The organism is Pseudomonas sp. GW821-FHT01C01, assembly GCF_059422645.1.
In genome coordinates this window covers 48,613-65,128 of record NZ_JBWKXF010000003.1, presented here as the reverse complement: position 1 = coordinate 65,128, position 16,516 = coordinate 48,613, and the positions used below count along the sequence as shown (strand labels likewise).

The window sequence follows — 16,516 nt, the reverse complement described above, 5'->3', positions numbered from 1 at the left end:
TTTACAGGGCCGGCAGAATCCCTTACATGCGCCAACCCCGTGATCCCTTGGGAGAATAATAAGATGAGTACCCTGCACCGCATCGAAGCCAAACTGCTGGAAGACCGCTACGCCCGTGGCTGGCATTGCCTGGGCCTGGCCGCGCAATACCGCGACGGCAAGGCCCACCGCCTGGAGGTGTTCGGCACCCGTCTGGTGGCGTTCCAGGGTGAAGACGGCGAGCTGCATATTCTGGATGGCTACTGCCCGCACATGGGCGCCGACCTCAGCACCGGTTGTGTCGAAGGCAACTCGATCCGCTGCCCGTTCCACGCCTGGCGCTGGGGCGCCGATGGCGTCTGCGATGACATTCCTTACGCCAAACGCATTCCGCCACGGGCCAAAATCAAGAGCTGGCCGATCATGGAAGAGAACCAGCTGCTGTTCGTCTGGAATGACCCCGAAGGCAACCCGCCGCTGCCGGAACAACGCATCCCGCGCATCGACGCCTGCTACAGCGACGAATGGGCTGCGTGGGAAGTCGCCGAATTGCAGATTGGCACCAACTGCCGCGAACTGATCGACAACATCGCCGACATGGCGCACTTTGGCACCGTGCACGGTGCACCGGTCGATGAGTTCATCAACGTCTTCGAAGGCCACCTGGCGACCCAGATCATGCGTGCCCGCAGCGAGCGTCTGTCCGGTGACAGCGTCTTGAGCACCGAAGCCACCTATTTCGGCCCTGCCTATCAGGTCACCGAAATGAACGGCGCCATGAACGGCCAGCCGATCCATTCGATCCTGCTCAACTGCCACGTGCCGATCGACCTCGACAGCTTCACCCTGCGCTACGGCGTGCTGGTGAAAAAAATCCCGGGGCTCAGCGAAGAGCAGAACCAGGCGATGGCCAAGGCCTACGTGGCACAGGCTCAGGCAGCCTTCTACGAAGACGTGGCCATCTGGCACAGCAAGACCCGTGTCGACAACCCGCTGCTGTGTGACGGCGACGGTCCGGTCTATCAGTTGCGCCGTTGGTACGAGCAGTTCTACACCGACGTCGAGGCGCTGTCGGCGGACGTTGCCGAGCACAAGAAGTTTGTCATGCGCGCCAGCGAACGGGTCTGACGCCAGCGGCCTTTCGCCCGCCCCGGGCCTGAGCGGCAGCCGCCGGTCAGGCCCTGTGCCCGAGCGTTGCAAGGAGTCGATACCGGCGCTTATTCTCGGCCACCGCCAACGCTAATAATAAAAACGGTTTTCCCTATGCAGCAGAGCCTCAGCCTCGATACGTTCAGTGATTTGATCGGCAACCTCTATCAGGGTCCGCTGGAAAACATTCCCTGGGCGACGTTCCTCAATCAGCTCAATGTGCATCTGAACAGCAAGTACGTGACCTTCATCCTGCGTCCGCCCAGCGCCCACGTGGACGGTTTGATGGTCAACACCACCGGCACCTCGACCGAGGCGACCGCGTCGTACAACAAACACTTTTTCAGCCTCGACCCGTTCGTCGACCTGCCCAATCGCCAGGTCGTGACCCTCGCCGAGTTCGTCTCCAATGACGATTGGCAGAACTCCGAGTTCTACAAGAACTTCCTCGAACCGGTGGACGTGTTCCACATCCTCGGTGCCGACATCAACACTGTCGACGGCGCCCAGTGCCGCATTCGCATCAGTCGCGGACGTGACGACAAGCCTTTCGGCAACGAAGAAAAGGCCATGCTCACGCATTTCATTCCGCACCTGGAACGCTCGATCAAGATCCACATGCAGCTCAACCGCATCGAAGCCGAACGCAACCTGTACGCCGGCGCGGTGAACCAGATGGCGGTCGGTACGATCATCCTCGACGAGTCCGGCAAAGTGCTGCAGACCAACCAGGTCGCCGACCGGCTGATCCAGGAAAAGGACGGCATCAAACTGGTCAACGATGGCCTGCAGGTCGGCACGGCCCGGGATACCCAGGAATTCCGCCGACTGGTCAAGCAGTCGCTGCTGTCGCAAAAGAGCAGCAACCCGTCGGTGGTCGAAGCCCTGCGCGTGCAGCGGCCGTCCGGGAAAGCGGACCTGGGGATCATCGTGCGCTCGGTGCCATTGACGGACTGGAGCGAAGGCAAGCAGTGCCCGACCGTGGTGATTTTCATCAGCGATCCGGAACAACAGTCCACCGCGCCGCAGGAAATCGTTCGCGCACTGTTCGACTTCACCCCGGCGGAAACCCAGTTGGCGATGCTGCTGGCCAACGGCTTGACCCTCGACGAAGCGTCGGAAGAGCTGGGCATCAGCCGCAACACCTCGCGGGCACACCTGCGCTCGACCTTCTCCAAGACCGGCGTGACCCGCCAGACCATGCTGGTGCGCCTGATCCTGCGCAGCGTGGCGACCCTCGGCTAGCCGCCCTCGTCCGCTCGGACGATGGCGGCCTCCGTTGTACAGCGCACAGTGTCTTTATCCCAAACAGGGGACTGCCCCATGCGCAACTGCCCAACCATCCTCAAGACTGAACTGCTGGCGCAAAGCGGCCACTTTCAGATCGAAGCCCTGCACCTGCAATTCAGCAACGGCCAGCAGCGGGTCTACGAACGCTTGCGCGGCACCGGTTATCGCTCGGTGATGCTGGTGGCGATGCCTGATCCGCAGCATGTGCTGCTGGTGCGCGAATACGCGGTCGGCGTGGAAAAAACCATACTCGGCCTGCCCAAGGGCGGCGCGGAGCCCGATGAAGACTATTTGCAGGCAGCGCAGCGCGAGTTGAGTGAAGAAGTCGGCATGCGCGCCGCACGCCTCACCGAACTGGGCGAACTGACACTGGCACCGGGGCATTTGTGCCATCGCTACCGAGTGGTGCTGGCCGAACAACTGAGCCCCTGCCAACTGCAAGGCGACGAACCCGAACCCCTGGAATGCCTGCGCATACCACTGGCGCAGATCCCCGAACTGGTGGCCCGTGGCGAACTTCATGAAGCCCGGGCAATTGCAGCGTTGTTCATGGCCATGGGCGCCCTCGCCCAACGAACCTGACACCACACAAAACCTGTAGGAGCGAGCCTGCTCGCGATGAGGCCGGCACAGCCAACACCCACATCGCCTGACACGCCGCTTTCGCGAGCAAGCCCGCTCCCACAAGGGATTGCAGCCAGACACAGATCCTGGAAACACCAAATAACCTGTGGGAGCGGGCTTGCTCGCGAAGGGGCCGGCACCTCCAACACCCACGTCGCCTGACACGCCGCTTTCGCGAGCAAGCCCGCTCCCACCATGGATTGCAGCCAGACACCGCTCCTGGAAACACCAAATAACCTTGTGGGAGCGGGCTTGCTCGCGAAGGGGCCGGCACCTCCAACATCCACGTCGCCTGACACGCCGCTTTCGCGAGCAAGCCCGCTCCCACAAGGGGGGGTGGAGTTTTCAAGTCATCGAGTAGTCCATTCGGACGAAGCAGCATTTGACCCATCGCAATAACGTACCTCTACAACAACAAAAATCCGTGTCGAGGCTCGCCATGCGAAAAGCCACCTGCGCCCTGTTCATCATTGTCTGTGCCGGCAGCACCGCCAGCCTGTGTCAATTGTTCAAGAATGAAGCCTACCGACCGACCACCGCGTATTTCAGCTGTTCGAGCGCGGCCATCAACTGCTATCCACCGGTGGTACGCAATCTGCTGCCCTGAGCGCGCTTTGCAATAGTCATAAAAAAAACCACCGAATTCGGTAATGCCGATCAGTCAGGCGAACCCAGACGCTACGCCTTCCTTGTAGCAGCAGGCTACGCCAGCTGCTACAGATTGCGTTGTGGCTTAACTGATCGGCATTAACCGAATTCTGTGGTTTTTTCGTTCCAGCAAGGATCAGGTCGGCAAGACCCCGCGAGCGCGGGACAGGGTCAGCGCCAAGTCTTCGATCATGTCCTCCTGTCCCCCCACGGTGCCGCGGCGGCCCAACTCCACCAGCAGCTCGCGAGCGGCAATACCGTACTTCTGCTCAGCACGCTTGGCGAACAGCAAAAACGAGCTGTAGACCCCGGCGTACCCCAGGGTCAGAGCATCGCGATCCAAGCGGATCGGCTGGTCCATCATCGGCACCACCAGGTCTTCGGCCACGTCCATGATCCGGTACAGATCGACACCACTGTTGACGCCCATCCGTTCCAGCACCGCGACGAACACTTCCAGCGGCGTGTTGCCCGCTCCCGCGCCAAGGCCTGCTACCGAGCCATCGATGCGCGCAGCACCGGCCTCGATGGCGGCCAGGGAGTTGGCAATGGCCATGCCCATGTTGTGGTGGCCGTGGAAACCGACTTCGGTCCCGGCGTTCAGCCCGGCGCGCAAGGCACCGATCTTTTGCGTGACTTCATCGGGCAGCATGTAGCCGGCCGAGTCGGTGCAATAGATGCAATTGGCGCCGTAACTCTCCATCAGCCGCGCCTGCTCCAGCAGTTTCTCCGCGCTGACCATATGCGCCATCATCAGGAAGCCGACGGTGTCCAGGCCCATCTTCGCCGACATGCCGATGTGCTGACCGGAGACGTCCGCCTCGGTGCAATGGGTCGCCACACGAATGGTCGACACACCATGCTCATGGGCCATTTTCAGATGATCAAGCGTACCGATCCCCGGCAATAACAGGGCCGAAACCTTGGCCTGCTTCATCTGCGGGATCACCGCGGCGAAATACTCCTCGTCACTGTGGGCCGGGAAACCGTAGTTCAACGACGCACCGCCCAGACCATCACCGTGGGTGATTTCGATCAGTGGCACACCGGCCGCATCGAGGCCGGTGGCCACCGCGACCATTTGTTCAATGCTGATTTGATGCTGTTTGGCGTGCATGCCGTCGCGCAGGCTCATGTCATGCAGACGGACGCTCTTACCTTGCAAATTCATACTCATCTCCACTCAACGGACAGGCAATTGCAGGGTGCCCTTGTGGGCTTCTTCGGCGAACATCTCGGCCGTGCGCAATCCGGCGGCGGTCATGATGTCGAGGTTGCCGGCGGACTTGGGCAGGAAATCGCCGAGGCCTTCGACCTCGATAAAGATCGACACCTTGCGCCCGTCGAACACCGGCCCGTTGATCAGCTTGTAGCCGGGCACATAGCGCTGAACCTCGCGGACCATCTCCAGCACGGAAATGCGGATTGCATCCTGGTTCGGCTCGTCATCGGTCAGGCAGTGGATGGTGTCGCGCATCATCAGCGGCGGCTCGGCCGGGTTGATGACGATGATGGCTTTACCGCGTCGGGCGCCGCCGATCTTCTCCACTGCACCGGCCGTGGTGCGGGTGAATTCATCGATGTTCTGCCGCGTGCCCGGACCGACCGAACCGGAAGACACGGTGGCAACGATTTCGCCGTAGCTCACCGGTTGCACCCGCGACACCGCCGCCACCATCGGGATAGTCGCCTGGCCACCGCAGGTGACCATGTTGACGTTCATCGCCAAGGTTGCTGCATGTTCCTTGAGATTGACCGGCGGCACGCAGAACGGGCCGATGGCCGCCGGCGTGAGGTCAATCATGATCACACCCAGCTCGTTGAGCTTGCGGCTGTTTTCCGCGTGCACGTAGGCCGAGGTGGCGTCGAAGGCGATGCGAATATCATCGTCGAGCACGTGCGGCAGCAAGCCATCGACACCGCCGGCGGTGGTTTTAATGCCCATTTCCCGGGCACGTTTCAGGCCTTCGGACTCAGGGTCGACGCCAACCATCCATACTGGCTCGATCCATTCCGATCGGCACATTTTCATCAGCAGATCGGTGCCGATATTGCCCGGGCCGATAATGGCCGCTCTGAGTTTTTTGCTCATTGGGTCAAACTCCAAAAGTCAGGCGCAGAAAGACACCCGGGCACTGCCCAGGCCATCGATAGTCAGCGAAAAAAGGTCGCCGGCACGGGCCGGTTCCAGCGGTACCAGGGAGCCGGACAGGATGATTTCCCCGGCCTTGAACGGAATGCCGAACGCGCCCAGGGTGTTGGCCAGCCAGGCCACGGCAGTCAATGGATTGCCCTGAACCGCCGAACCCAGGCCTTCACTTAGCGGCTCTCCGTTCTTGAACACGCGCATGCGCAAGTTGGGCAGGTCCAGCTCACGCGGGTCGACCTGGCTGTCGCCCAATACAAAAACGCCGCACGACGCGTTGTCGGCCACAGTGTCCTGGATGCGAATGCGCCAGTCGTGAATCCGCGAATCGACGATCTCGAAGCACGGCATCACGTATTCGGTAGCGGCCAGCACATCGGCTTCGGTGATGCCGGGGCCGACCAGATCATGCTTGAGCTTGAAGGCGATCTCGCCCTCGGCGCGGGGCTGGATCAGTTTGTTGGCCGACAGGGAAATCCGCGCATCGTCATCGAACGACATCTGCCGCGTGATGAAGCCGAAATCCGGCTGATGCACGTTGAGCATCTGCTGGACCGCCGCCGAGGTCACGCCGATTTTCTTGCCGACGATCCGGTCACCGGCCGCCACCCGACGCTCAATGGCGTACAGGGAAATGTGATAGGCGTCTTCGATACTGATCGACGGCCAACGCTCGGTCAGCGGTGCCAGGGTGGAGCCGCTGAGCAGCGCCTGATAAAGCTCTTCGCCGAACTCACGGCGCAATTGCACGCTCATCCGCGGGCCTCCTGAAGAAACGCCAGGCACTGGCGGTTGAACAGATCACGGTGCTCGACCTGAACCCAATGTCCGCACTCGCTGAGCATCACGAAACGGATGCCGGTGCAGTTTTCAAGCATGGTTTGAGCACCGGAGGACGGGCAGAACTTGTCGTTCATGCCCCAGAAACCGAGGATCGGGCATTGCAACTCGCCCAGGCGCGCGGTCATGTTCGGCACCTGCATGGTCGACAGCACACACACCGGCTGTTGCTGCACCACGGCCACGCGCTCATTGACCGTTTCGTCGCTGATCAGGCTTTCGTCGAACAGCTGCAGGGCCAGCAGGCGACGCATGCCCGCCGCATCGTTCAGTTCACCTTTGGCGAAGGCCGCACCCATTTTCTGGATGCCTTCCATCTGCAGGTAATACTGTTCTTTTTCCATCAGGCCGCCAGGGGCCATCAACACCAGACGGCTGACACGCTGCGGTTGGTCGAGGGCCAGTTTGATTGCGATGGCACCGCCCAGGGAGTTACCGACCAGCACACAACGCTGGATGTCGAGGGCATCGAGCAGACCGCTCAGGGCGGCAACGAAGAAGTCCAGGGTGTAGAGGGTGTCGGGTTTGTCCGAGGCGCCGTAGCCCGGCAGGTCGGGAACAATGACCCGGTAACCGGCTTCGGCAAACACCGGGTAGTTCTGCTTGAAGTTGCTGTGACCGCTGGCGCCCGGCCCGCTGCCATGGATGAAAATCACCGGCTCGCCGTTGCCGCCATCCTTCCCGCTTGTATCCACATAGCGCAGCTGCAATCCATCCGGCAGCGTAACGAAGTGCCCTTGCGCTGAAGCGCCCATAAGGTGTCCTCCCGGCCTGTTGTTGTAGCCGGATTATTCAGACGGGCCGGCTGCGCAACATCGTCCGACAGGACTACGCCCCTGTACCTGTAGGAGCGAGCTTGCTCGCGATGGACGTCGACGAAAACGTGCCCAGCCTGACTGAACGCGTTGTCCAGACGTTTTTCGCGAGCAAGCTCGCTCCTACAGTCTCTAGTCTCATCGGACGTTGGATTACAGGGACCACAGACCTAGCATCGACGGCATTCCCGAGCGCCAAAAAGAGAATTCCCATGCTTGATCCAATGGACTTTCGCGGCAAAGTGATACTGGTCACCGGCGGTGGCAAAGGTGTGGGTCGCGGCATCAGCCAGCGCTTTCTCGACTGCGGCGCCGAGGTGGTGATCTGCGGTCGCGAAGCCCCGCAATCCTTGCCTGTCAGCGGCGGGCGCGAGACGCTGTTCGTGCCCTGCGACCTGCGGGACGTCGAACAATCCGGGCGCTTGATCGCACAAATCGTCGAGCGTTTCGGCCGCCTCGATGTACTGGTCAACAACGCCGGCGGCTCACCGAATGCCGACGCGGCCACGGCTTCTCCCCGTTTCAGTGAAGCGATCATTCGCTTGAACCTGATCGCGCCACTGAACCTGTGCCAGCAGGCCAACCAGGTGATGCAGGCCCAGGCCGACGGCGGTGCGATCATCAATATTTGCAGCGTCAGCGCCACCCGCCCCTCCCCCGGCACCGCCGCTTATGGCGCGGCCAAGGCCGGCCTGCTGAACCTGACCACCTCGCTGGCGGTGGAATGGGCACCGAAGGTGCGGGTCAATGCGGTGACCGCCGGGCTGATTCTCACCGAGCAGGCAGCCATGCATTATGGTGACGACGCGGGCATTGCCCGGGTGGCGGCGACTATTCCGCTGCAACGCCTGGCGACTCCGCAAGACATTGGCGATACCTGTTTGTACCTGGCGTCATCGCTGGCCCGCTATGTCAGCGGCGCGGACATCGCGGTGCATGGCGCAGGTGAACGCCCGGCGTTTCTCGACGCGGCACAGCCCTGAACAGATTGCAGCCTGCGGCAGCTCCTACAGTTGAACCTCAATCTCTGTAGGAGCTGTCGAGTGAAACGAGGCTGCGATCTTTCAAGCATTCGAATAACAAAAGGAGTTCCGACATGCCCGCAATCGCCAGCCACAGTGTTTTTCTCGATTTGCCGCCACAAGCCGCCTGGACCAAACTGCGCGACCTGAGCCTCGCCCCGCACTATGTGTCGGGGTTGACCGGTTGCCAGTTTCATCCCGGTGCACAAGAAGGCCTCGGCGCCAGTCGCCGGGTGTTGCGCAAGGGCGGTCAGTATCTGGATGAAAGCGTGGTGCAGTGGCAGGAAGGCACGGGGTTTGTGCTGCGGTTGCACAAGGGCAGCAATGAGTCGCCCTTCCCGTTTCGCCAGGCCAGCTTCAGCTATGCCTTGCATGCCGAAGGCGACGCAACACGCATCACCCTGCAAATGAGCTACAGCCTGCGCGGTGGCAGGCTGGCTGAGTGGTTGCTGGCCAAGGCCTTCAACAAGGTCGTGCAGCAGATTGCCGAGAACCTCAAGGCCTACTACGAAACCGGCCGCACGCAGAACTCCGATATGGCTGTGAGCACATCCAACATTGATGTCGCCTGACACGCCGCCTTCGCGAGCAAGCCCGCTCCCACAGGGGATTGGGGGTGTTTGCAAATGCCGGAGTCACCATAAAAACGGTGGGAGCTGGCTTGCCTGCGAAGGGGCCGGCACATCCAACATCAATGTCGCCTGACACACCGCCTTCGCGAGCAAGCCCGCTCCCACATTGGTTCTATATCGCACACAAATATTGTGTTCGCTGGAGATCCAATGTGGGAGCGGGCTTGCTCGCGAAGGACACGACTCGCGTCCTAAATTAAAGCTTGGCAGTCGAACGCCCAGGCTTCTTGGTCTGCAGCAAATGCGAGAACACTGCATGCAGATCATCCGAAGCACTTTCCTCGTCGAGGTTGAGTTTGCTGTCGATGTGATCCATGTGGTGCATCATCAAGTTCACTGCCAACTCACCGTTCCGCGCCTCGATGGCATCGATCAGTTGGGTGTGCTCGTCGTAGGAGCAATGGGAACGGTTGCCGCTTTCGTACTGGGCGATGATCAGCGAAGTCTGCGACACCAGGCTGCGCTGGAAGCTGATCAGCGGTGCGTTCTTCGCCGCTTCGGCCAGTTTCAGGTGGAATTCACCCGACAGGCGGATGCCGGCACCGCGATCGCCACGGGAGAAGCTGTCGCGCTCGTCGTTGACCATCTGCCGCAATTCGGCAATTTGCTCGGCAGTGGCGTGCACGACAGCGAGTTCCGTGATGGCTCGTTCCACCAGGCGCCGGGCCAGGAACACTTGACGTGCCTCTTCAACGCTCGGACTGGCAACCACGGCGCCGCGATTCGGACGCAGCAGCACCACGCCTTCATGGGCCAGGCGCGACAAGGCGCGGCGAATGATGGTGCGGCTGACCCCGAAAATTTCCCCCAGCGCTTCTTCGCTCAACTTGGTGCCGGGCGCCAGACGCTGCTCGAGGATGGCCTCGAAGATATGCGCGTAGACAATATCGTCCTGAGTACCGCTACGGCCGGCTTTGCCTGCTCGCGGTTGTTTCTTTAGGGGTTGCAACTGTTCGTTCATGGGCACTCGAGTCGGAAAAACTGCGGCGAATTGACGGTGACTGTAATACGGCACAGTGGGTCGCTGGCAAGTATCGCGTAAAAAACACCGCGATTGTACACAATGGATGGTGGCAACACGACTGTACGGCTGAAAGTCGCCTCGGCTGTATCGCAACGTCTGGCTACTTTTGAGTTTAGGCTTGTTCACAGAATCCGCCTTTTTAACGCGATCCCTGTGGGAGCGGGCTTGCTCGCGAAGACGGCAGCACATCCAACATCGATGTGACTGACAAACCGCTTTCGCGAGCAAGCCCGCTCCCACAGGGCTCTGCGTTGCTGCGGACATCTTCATCCGTATAAGGAACACCACCGTCATGAACGACGCCACGCACGCGCAGCTCCGCCCTTTGGCCGACACCTCGCCCTCGGCTATCGTCGCCGGGTTCATCGCCATGATGACCGGCTACACCAGTTCCCTGGTGCTGATGTTTCAGGCCGGGCAAGCGGCGGGCCTGAGCAGCGGGCAGATTTCGTCGTGGATCTGGGCGATCTCGATCGGCATGGCGGTGTGCTCCATTGGCCTGTCCCTGCGCTATCGCACGCCGATCACCATTGCCTGGTCGACCCCCGGCGCCGCACTGCTGATCACCAGCCTGGGCGGTGTGAGCTACGGCGAAGCCATTGGTGCCTATATTACCTGCGCGGTGCTGGTGACGATTTGCGGGCTGACCGGCAGCTTCGAACGGCTGATGAAAAAGATTCCGGCATCCTTGGCCGCCGCCTTGCTGGCCGGGATCCTGTTCAAGATCGGCAGCGAGATTTTCGTTGCTGCGCAACACCGCACTGCCCTGGTACTGGGGATGTTTGTCACTTACCTGGTGGTCAAGCGCCTGTCGCCGCGCTATGCGGTGTTGGCTGCATTGCTGATCGGCACGGCATTGTCAGGGTTCATGGGGCTGCTGGACTTCAGCGGTTTTCACCTTGAAGTGGCTACGCCGGTCTGGACCACGCCGCACTTCTCCCTGGCGGCGACCATCAGCATCGGTATCCCGCTGTTTGTCGTCGCCATGACATCACAAAACATGCCCGGCATCGCCGTATTGCGCGCTGATGGCTACACGGTGCCGGCCTCACCGCTGATCACCACCACCGGCATCGCCAGTTTGCTGCTGGCACCGTTCGGCTCCCACGGGATCAATCTGGCGGCGATCAGCGCGGCGATCTGCACCGGGCCGCATGCCCACGAGGATCGTAACAAGCGCTACACCGCCGCCGTCTGGTGCGGAATTTTCTACGGGATCGCCGGTGTATTCGGCGCGACGCTCGCGGCATTGTTCGCCGCGCTGCCCAAGGAACTGGTGCTGTCGATTGCTGCGCTGGCGCTGTTCGGCTCAATCATCAACGGCTTGAGCATCGCCATGAGCGAAGTGAAGGAACGTGAAGCAGCACTGATTACCTTCATGGTCACGGCATCGGGGCTGACGCTGTTTTCCATCGGTTCGGCGTTCTGGGGAATTGTGGCGGGGGTTCTAACGATGGTGATTCTGAACTGGCGTAAAAGCTAAAAGCTCGCAGCCTCGTTTCACTCGACAGCTGCTACAGGGCAATGCAATCCATGTAGCAGCTGTCGAGTGAAACGAGGCTGCGATCTTTTGATCTTCGCAAAAAAAACGGCGACCCTTGGGTCGCCGTTTTTTTTCAGAACATCAAGCTACCGGATTGATCGGCTTTTCCGGGTACCAGACGTCCAGCAGCGGGCTGACTTCAACACTGGTCAGCTCGGTGCGGCCTTTGAGCCAGGCTTCAACGGCAGCGCGCTGTTCAGCGCTGACCGAGCCACGCTTCTGCAGGCAAACCAGACCGTAGTCGTCGCCGCCAACATAACCCAGACCGTTGGCTTCCATGGCTTCTTTGAGGAACGCGTCGAGGAAAGCATCAATGGCTTCATCAGCCAAATCTTCTTTGAAATCCAGGTTCAGTTCGAAACCCAGCTCTTGAAATTCATCGACGCACAGTTTTTTGCGCAGACGCTGGGAACGGTTAGTCGCCATTGGAACAATCCTCTTAAGTAATAACGGGCGGCACTTTAGCAGTTTAAGCCGCCGATTGCCTGACTCTCTGGTCCACGACGCCTACCGCCGGTAAAAAAATAGCCGATTAGACGGCCAGCGCACGGCACAAGTCGTGGCACCTTGGGGCATAATGCCGACACTTTCATGACCATTGAGGGAATTTATCTCCATGCCCTCGTCTTTTTTCCCCTCGACTGTAGGGTTTTATTTCAGATGATCAAATCTTTGCGTCCATTGCTGTTGGCCGGTTTTCTTCTCCCCCTGGCCCTCTCCGTTTCCGCTGCTCCGATCAATACTGCGTTGTCGCCCAACGTTGAAAAAGCCCTGAAAGCCAGCAAGTTGCAGGACAATGCCCTGTCGCTGGTGATGATCCCGCTCACCGGCCCCGGCACCCCGACGGTGTTCAACGCAGACGTGTCGGTCAACCCGGCGTCGACCATGAAACTGGTCACCACCTACGCGGCACTGGAAATGCTCGGCCCGAACCACCAGTGGAAAACCGAGTTCTACACCGACGGCACCCTCAGTGGCGGCATTCTCAACGGCAACCTCTACCTCAAGGGTGGCGGCGATCCGAAGCTGAACATGGAAAAACTCTGGCTGTTGATGCGCGACCTGCGTGCCAACGGTGTCACTCAGGTCACTGGCGACCTGGTGCTGGATAAAACCTTCTTCATGCAACCGCAACTGCCGGAGTTCAATGACGACGGCAACGACGAGAACAAACCGTTCCTGGTCAAACCCGACTCGCTGCTGGTCAACCTCAAGGCGCTGCGCTTCGTCGCGCGCAATGACTCGGGCAAGGTGCTGGTCTCGGTGGAGCCACCGATTGCGAGCATCCGCATCGACAATCAGGTCAAAACCCTCAATTCCAAGCAATGCACCGGCGGCGTGCGTTACAACCCGGTGGCGCAAGCCGATGGCAGCGTGACCGTGACGGTCGGCGGTCAATTGGGTGAAGGCTGCAGCTCGCAGACTTACCTGTCGCTGCTCGACCACGCAACCTACACCGCCGGTGCCGTTCGCGCGATCTGGAAAGAACTGGGCGGCAGCATTCAGGGCAAGGATGTACTGGCGCCAACACCGAAAGACGCCAAGGTCCTGGCCCGGGCGTTTTCCCCGGACCTGGCGGAAATCATCCGCGACATCAACAAGTACAGTAACAACACCATGGCCCAGCAGTTGTTCCTGAGCCTCGGTCAACGCTTTCGCACCGATGCCGATGGTGACGACGCCAAGGCTGCCCAGCGTGTCGTGCGCCAGTGGCTGGCGAAAAAGGGCATCACCGCGCCGCATCTGGTGATGGAGAACGGCTCCGGCCTGTCCCGTGCCGAGCGCGTCAGCGCCCGGGAAATGGCCTCGATGCTCGAAGCGGCGTGGCACAGCCCGTATGCCGCCGAGTACATCAGTTCGATGCCGATTGCCGGCACCGACGGCACCATGCGCAAACGCCTGAAGACCACTGCGATGCGCGGCGAAGCCCACGTCAAGACCGGCACCTTGAACACCGTGCGGGCGATTGCCGGTTTCAGTCGCGATATCAACGGCAACACCTGGGCAGTGGTGGCGATCCTCAACGACAAGGCCCCGTTCGGCGCCTCTTCGGTGCTCGATCAGGTGCTGCTGGACCTGTACCGCCAACAGAAACTGCCGCAGACGGCTTCGGTGTTGTAAGCACTGCATTGCCCCTTGTAGGAGCGAGCTTGCTCGCGAAGGATTCCAGAGCGCCGCGTACATCCAGTATGTCCGCGTTATCGTTATCGACCATCGCGAGCAAGCTCGCTCCTACAGGGTCAGCGTACGGCCCGGGTTAATTCATTTCCGCCTCAACCCGATCCCTTCCTGCCTGCTTCGCCGCGTAAACCCCCGAATCCGCGCGCAACAGCAAGGCATCGGCGCCCTCCCCGGCCCGCCAACTGGCAATCCCGAAACTGGCGGTGACCGTACCGACACCTTCTATGGGTGAACTGCGCAAGCCTTGCCACAATTGCAAGGCCAATACATAGGCGTGTTCGCCGCTGATATCCGGGCACAGCACCATGAATTCCTCACCGCCCAAACGGCAGAACACATCGGTGCGGCGCAGCCGGTGGCCAATCCGTTCACACACGGCCTGCAACACCCGATCACCGATGGCGTGGCCGTGCAGGTCATTGATGCGCTTGAAATGGTCAATATCGAGCATGATCACCGACAGATCCCCACCGCCGCGCTCCACCCGGGCCATTTCGGTGGTCAGGCGCTCCTGGAAATAACGCCGGTTGTGGATACCGGTCAGCGCATCGGTGACCGACAACGCGCGCAACTCTTCCTCCACCCGCTTCATATCGGAAATGTCCGAGATGTAGCCGTGCCACAGCACGCCGCCCCCTGGCAGTTCCTCCGGTGTGGCTTCGCCGCGCACCCAACGCAAACCACGTTGTGGCAGTTGCACGCGGTACTCCTCGCGCCAGGGGCTGAGGGTGTCGGCCGAAGCACGGATCGAGGCGCGGACACGGGCAGAGTCCTGAGGGTGAATCCGGGTGAAAATCGCTTCGGCATTGAGCAGCAGCACGTCGGGTTCAAGCTCGTAGATCTCGCGAATCCCGTCGCTGGCGTAGATCACGCTGAAACGCCCGTCGAACTCCATCTTGAACTGGTAGATGCCGCCGGGCACATGGGCGCTGAGTTTCTTCAACAGCAGGTCCCGCGCAGCGAGCGCTTCGTGGACCCGTTTGCGTTCGGTGATGTCGATGCACACTGCCAGGTGCCCGACCCACAGGCCTTGCTCGTCGAGCACTGGCGTGGCGAGCATGTTGACCATCAAATGGCTGCCATCGCCGCGCACCAACGTCCACTCCCGCGCCTCGTGCCCGCCTTCCACGTCGCTTTCGACCAGCATCGCGTGACAGGTCGGCACCGGTTTGCCATAGCGTGCGCTCAACTCCGCCGAGCGAGCGACCAGTTCCCGGGGCAGGTGCAGGTTCTCCAGCGTCATGTGGCCGACCACTTCGGCGCTGGTGTAGCCAAGCATCTGCTCGGCGCCGGCGTTGAAGGTACTGATGACGCCGCGCAGGTCGGTGGCGATGATCGCGACCTGGGTGGCGGCATTCAGCACGCCACGCAACTGACCATGGGTACCGCGCAGTTCCTGTTCCCGATCGCGCAACTCCCGGGTGCGTTGCTCGACCAGTTTCAGCGCGCGCTGACGCTGACTGACCAACACATACAGCAAGGCACTGAGCAACACACTGAGCAATCCACCCAACACCACCAGGCTGGTCACCGAGGAATGGTTGGCCTGCAAGAATGCGTCGCTGGGCTGGATATCGACTTGATAGTCATGGTCGGCCATGCGCAACAGGCGAGTGGCGGACAACTCGCTGATGGCCGGCGGGTTGGGCGACTCGAACAACACTTCGTGCTGGTCGTCGGTAGACAAATCGAGGATGCGCACCGAGAGATAGTCGCGACTCGCTTCCGGCAGTCCGTCCGCCAGCAACTGGCGCATGCTGATCACGGCCATCACATAACCGTAGGGCTTCGTTGCGGTGCGGTTCTGACTGTTGCGCTGCATGACCGGCGCGACCAGCAGCACGCCTCGCGCATAGGCCGGCTCGATGCTCACCAGATGCATCGGTTGCGACACTGCCATGCCGCCATGCTGATCGGCACGATCAAGCGTGGCACGACGCAAGGGCTGGGCCAGCAAGTCGTAACCGAGGGGAGAACCGAGTTTGCTTTGAGTCTGGCTATACAGCACCACGACGTACTCATCTCGCTCGCCGGCCAGTTGCAGTTGGCCGGCGGCGTTGAGCTCTCTCAGGGTGAAGTTGCTCAAGCCTTCGTCACGCACTCGATGCTCGAACGCCGCCCGCTGGTCACGAGTGACCCGTTCGGCATAGGAATAAGCCTGAGTTCGCAGCAGCAAAGGCTGGGTGTAACCATCGAATTCCGCTCGGGAAACCGAATCGGAATTGGCGAAAAACCGGCGCAGGCCATCGAGGCGCTGCTCCTGATCTTCGAAACGCTCTTCGATACGGCTGTAACGTTCACTGGCCAGCAGTTGGAAACGTTGCCGCAATTGATGGTGAAACAGATTCAGCGTCGACCACGCCAGCAACCCGGTGAGCACGCCACCGACAAGCAACACCAGCAGCGCGACCAGCCAGGCCGAGACATCTTCACGAATAAAACCCAGGATCTTTGGGCGCACGGCGTGCAACGACATAAAACGCAAACTCAAAACGCCAGGTGCGGATAAACCCTTTGGCCATGCGTTGAGTTATAGCTATTAGCCACTAATTTGACCAGCACCCTGTAGGAGCGAGCTTGCTCGCGATGGATTCGAAAGCGCCGCGTACATCCAGGATGTCCG

Annotated in this window: 15 protein-coding genes; 8 read left to right on the top strand and 7 right to left on the bottom strand. The window is 60.7% G+C overall.

Going from position 1 to position 16,516, the window contains the following annotated elements; genetic code table 11:
- The first annotated feature begins 63 nt into the window (after nucleotides 1–63).
- From AC07XF_RS02920 to AC07XF_RS02905, 4 genes are all read left to right on the top strand, one after another.
- Complete coding sequence (locus AC07XF_RS02920; protein ID WP_495025325.1) at nucleotides 64–1,107, top strand: 3-ketosteroid-9-alpha-monooxygenase, oxygenase component; 1,044 nt, start codon at nucleotides 64–66, stop codon at nucleotides 1,105–1,107.
- A gap of 135 nt (nucleotides 1,108–1,242) precedes the next feature.
- Complete coding sequence (locus tag AC07XF_RS02915; RefSeq protein ID WP_007986294.1) at nucleotides 1,243–2,373, top strand: helix-turn-helix transcriptional regulator; 1,131 nt, start codon at nucleotides 1,243–1,245, stop codon at nucleotides 2,371–2,373.
- A gap of 78 nt (nucleotides 2,374–2,451) precedes the next feature.
- Nucleotides 2,452–3,000: an ADP compounds hydrolase NudE gene (nudE, locus tag AC07XF_RS02910; RefSeq protein ID WP_495025324.1), complete on the top strand. Its 549-nt coding sequence runs from the start codon at nucleotides 2,452–2,454 to the stop codon at nucleotides 2,998–3,000.
- A 481-nt stretch (nucleotides 3,001–3,481) separates the two neighbouring features.
- The gene (locus tag AC07XF_RS02905) at nucleotides 3,482–3,649 is read left to right on the top strand and encodes a hypothetical protein (protein WP_007997177.1); all 168 of its coding nucleotides are present in this window, start codon (nucleotides 3,482–3,484) and stop codon (nucleotides 3,647–3,649) included.
- Nucleotides 3,650–3,826: 177 nt separating this feature from the next.
- Here AC07XF_RS02905 and dmpG read toward each other — a convergent pair whose 3' ends face one another.
- From dmpG to AC07XF_RS02885, 4 genes are read right to left on the bottom strand one after another with little or no spacing between them, the layout of a single operon-like run.
- Nucleotides 3,827–4,861, bottom strand: coding sequence for a 4-hydroxy-2-oxovalerate aldolase (dmpG, locus tag AC07XF_RS02900; protein WP_495025323.1), 1,035 nt, complete (start codon nucleotides 4,859–4,861; stop codon nucleotides 3,827–3,829).
- A gap of 12 nt (nucleotides 4,862–4,873) precedes the next feature.
- Entirely contained in the window at nucleotides 4,874–5,782 is a 909-nt protein-coding gene (locus tag AC07XF_RS02895; protein WP_495025322.1) for an acetaldehyde dehydrogenase (acetylating), read from the bottom strand.
- 18 nt (nucleotides 5,783–5,800) lie between these two features.
- The gene (locus AC07XF_RS02890; RefSeq protein ID WP_495025321.1) at nucleotides 5,801–6,592 is read right to left on the bottom strand and encodes a fumarylacetoacetate hydrolase family protein; all 792 of its coding nucleotides are present in this window, start codon (nucleotides 6,590–6,592) and stop codon (nucleotides 5,801–5,803) included.
- A complete protein-coding gene (locus tag AC07XF_RS02885; RefSeq protein WP_495025320.1) occupies nucleotides 6,589–7,431 on the bottom strand; it encodes an alpha/beta fold hydrolase in 843 nt (280 codons plus the stop codon). Before AC07XF_RS02885 ends, AC07XF_RS02890 begins: the two co-directional genes overlap by 4 nt.
- Before the next feature lie 272 nt (nucleotides 7,432–7,703).
- Here AC07XF_RS02885 and AC07XF_RS02880 point away from each other — a divergent pair, with 272 nt between their 5' ends.
- Both AC07XF_RS02880 and AC07XF_RS02875 read left to right on the top strand, forming a co-directional pair.
- Nucleotides 7,704–8,474, top strand: coding sequence for an SDR family oxidoreductase (locus AC07XF_RS02880; protein WP_495025319.1), 771 nt, complete (start codon nucleotides 7,704–7,706; stop codon nucleotides 8,472–8,474).
- Between the two features lie 113 nt (nucleotides 8,475–8,587).
- The gene (locus AC07XF_RS02875) at nucleotides 8,588–9,085 is read left to right on the top strand and encodes an SRPBCC family protein (RefSeq protein ID WP_495025318.1); all 498 of its coding nucleotides are present in this window, start codon (nucleotides 8,588–8,590) and stop codon (nucleotides 9,083–9,085) included.
- A 256-nt stretch (nucleotides 9,086–9,341) separates the two neighbouring features.
- Here the strand turns inward: AC07XF_RS02875 and AC07XF_RS02870 are convergent, their stop codons facing one another.
- Entirely contained in the window at nucleotides 9,342–10,106 is a 765-nt protein-coding gene (locus AC07XF_RS02870) for a GntR family transcriptional regulator (protein WP_495025317.1), read from the bottom strand.
- A 355-nt stretch (nucleotides 10,107–10,461) separates the two neighbouring features.
- On the opposite strand from AC07XF_RS02870, the gene AC07XF_RS02865 reads away from it, so the two are divergent.
- Nucleotides 10,462–11,652 (top strand): benzoate/H(+) symporter BenE family transporter, encoded by a 1,191-nt coding sequence (locus AC07XF_RS02865; RefSeq protein ID WP_495025316.1) that lies wholly within the window; start codon nucleotides 10,462–10,464, stop codon nucleotides 11,650–11,652.
- A gap of 141 nt (nucleotides 11,653–11,793) precedes the next feature.
- Here the strand turns inward: AC07XF_RS02865 and AC07XF_RS02860 are convergent, their stop codons facing one another.
- Nucleotides 11,794–12,138 carry a YggL family protein gene (locus AC07XF_RS02860; RefSeq protein WP_007971486.1) on the bottom strand — a complete coding sequence of 115 codons (345 nt, stop codon included), beginning with the start codon at nucleotides 12,136–12,138 and terminating at the stop codon, nucleotides 11,794–11,796.
- Nucleotides 12,139–12,372: 234 nt separating this feature from the next.
- Between AC07XF_RS02860 and dacB the strand changes: the two genes are divergently transcribed.
- A complete protein-coding gene (gene dacB, locus AC07XF_RS02855) occupies nucleotides 12,373–13,833 on the top strand; it encodes a D-alanyl-D-alanine carboxypeptidase/D-alanyl-D-alanine endopeptidase (RefSeq protein ID WP_495025315.1) in 1,461 nt (486 codons plus the stop codon).
- A 136-nt stretch (nucleotides 13,834–13,969) separates the two neighbouring features.
- Here the strand turns inward: dacB and AC07XF_RS02850 are convergent, their stop codons facing one another.
- Nucleotides 13,970–16,369 (bottom strand): sensor domain-containing diguanylate cyclase, encoded by a 2,400-nt coding sequence (locus AC07XF_RS02850; RefSeq protein ID WP_495025314.1) that lies wholly within the window; start codon nucleotides 16,367–16,369, stop codon nucleotides 13,970–13,972.
- Nucleotides 16,370–16,516: the final 147 nt, after the last annotated feature.

Excerpts from the sequence above, each read along its gene's own strand:
- AC07XF_RS02920 (WP_495025325.1), top strand. The coding sequence starts at position 64 with ATGAGTACCCTGCACCGCATCGAAGCCAAACTGCTGGAAGACCGCTAC.
- AC07XF_RS02915 (WP_007986294.1), top strand. The coding sequence starts at position 1,243 with ATGCAGCAGAGCCTCAGCCTCGATACGTTCAGTGATTTGATCGGCAAC.
- nudE (WP_495025324.1), top strand. The coding sequence starts at position 2,452 with ATGCGCAACTGCCCAACCATCCTCAAGACTGAACTGCTGGCGCAAAGC.
- AC07XF_RS02905 (WP_007997177.1), top strand. The coding sequence starts at position 3,482 with ATGCGAAAAGCCACCTGCGCCCTGTTCATCATTGTCTGTGCCGGCAGC.
- dmpG (WP_495025323.1), bottom strand. The coding sequence starts at position 4,861 with ATGAATTTGCAAGGTAAGAGCGTCCGTCTGCATGACATGAGCCTGCGC.
- AC07XF_RS02895 (WP_495025322.1), bottom strand. The coding sequence starts at position 5,782 with ATGAGCAAAAAACTCAGAGCGGCCATTATCGGCCCGGGCAATATCGGC.
- AC07XF_RS02890 (WP_495025321.1), bottom strand. The coding sequence starts at position 6,592 with ATGAGCGTGCAATTGCGCCGTGAGTTCGGCGAAGAGCTTTATCAGGCG.
- AC07XF_RS02885 (WP_495025320.1), bottom strand. The coding sequence starts at position 7,431 with ATGGGCGCTTCAGCGCAAGGGCACTTCGTTACGCTGCCGGATGGATTG.
- AC07XF_RS02880 (WP_495025319.1), top strand. The coding sequence starts at position 7,704 with ATGCTTGATCCAATGGACTTTCGCGGCAAAGTGATACTGGTCACCGGC.
- AC07XF_RS02875 (WP_495025318.1), top strand. The coding sequence starts at position 8,588 with ATGCCCGCAATCGCCAGCCACAGTGTTTTTCTCGATTTGCCGCCACAA.
- AC07XF_RS02870 (WP_495025317.1), bottom strand. The coding sequence starts at position 10,106 with ATGAACGAACAGTTGCAACCCCTAAAGAAACAACCGCGAGCAGGCAAA.
- AC07XF_RS02865 (WP_495025316.1), top strand. The coding sequence starts at position 10,462 with ATGAACGACGCCACGCACGCGCAGCTCCGCCCTTTGGCCGACACCTCG.
- AC07XF_RS02860 (WP_007971486.1), bottom strand. The coding sequence starts at position 12,138 with ATGGCGACTAACCGTTCCCAGCGTCTGCGCAAAAAACTGTGCGTCGAT.
- dacB (WP_495025315.1), top strand. The coding sequence starts at position 12,373 with ATGATCAAATCTTTGCGTCCATTGCTGTTGGCCGGTTTTCTTCTCCCC.
- AC07XF_RS02850 (WP_495025314.1), bottom strand. The coding sequence starts at position 16,369 with ATGTCGTTGCACGCCGTGCGCCCAAAGATCCTGGGTTTTATTCGTGAA.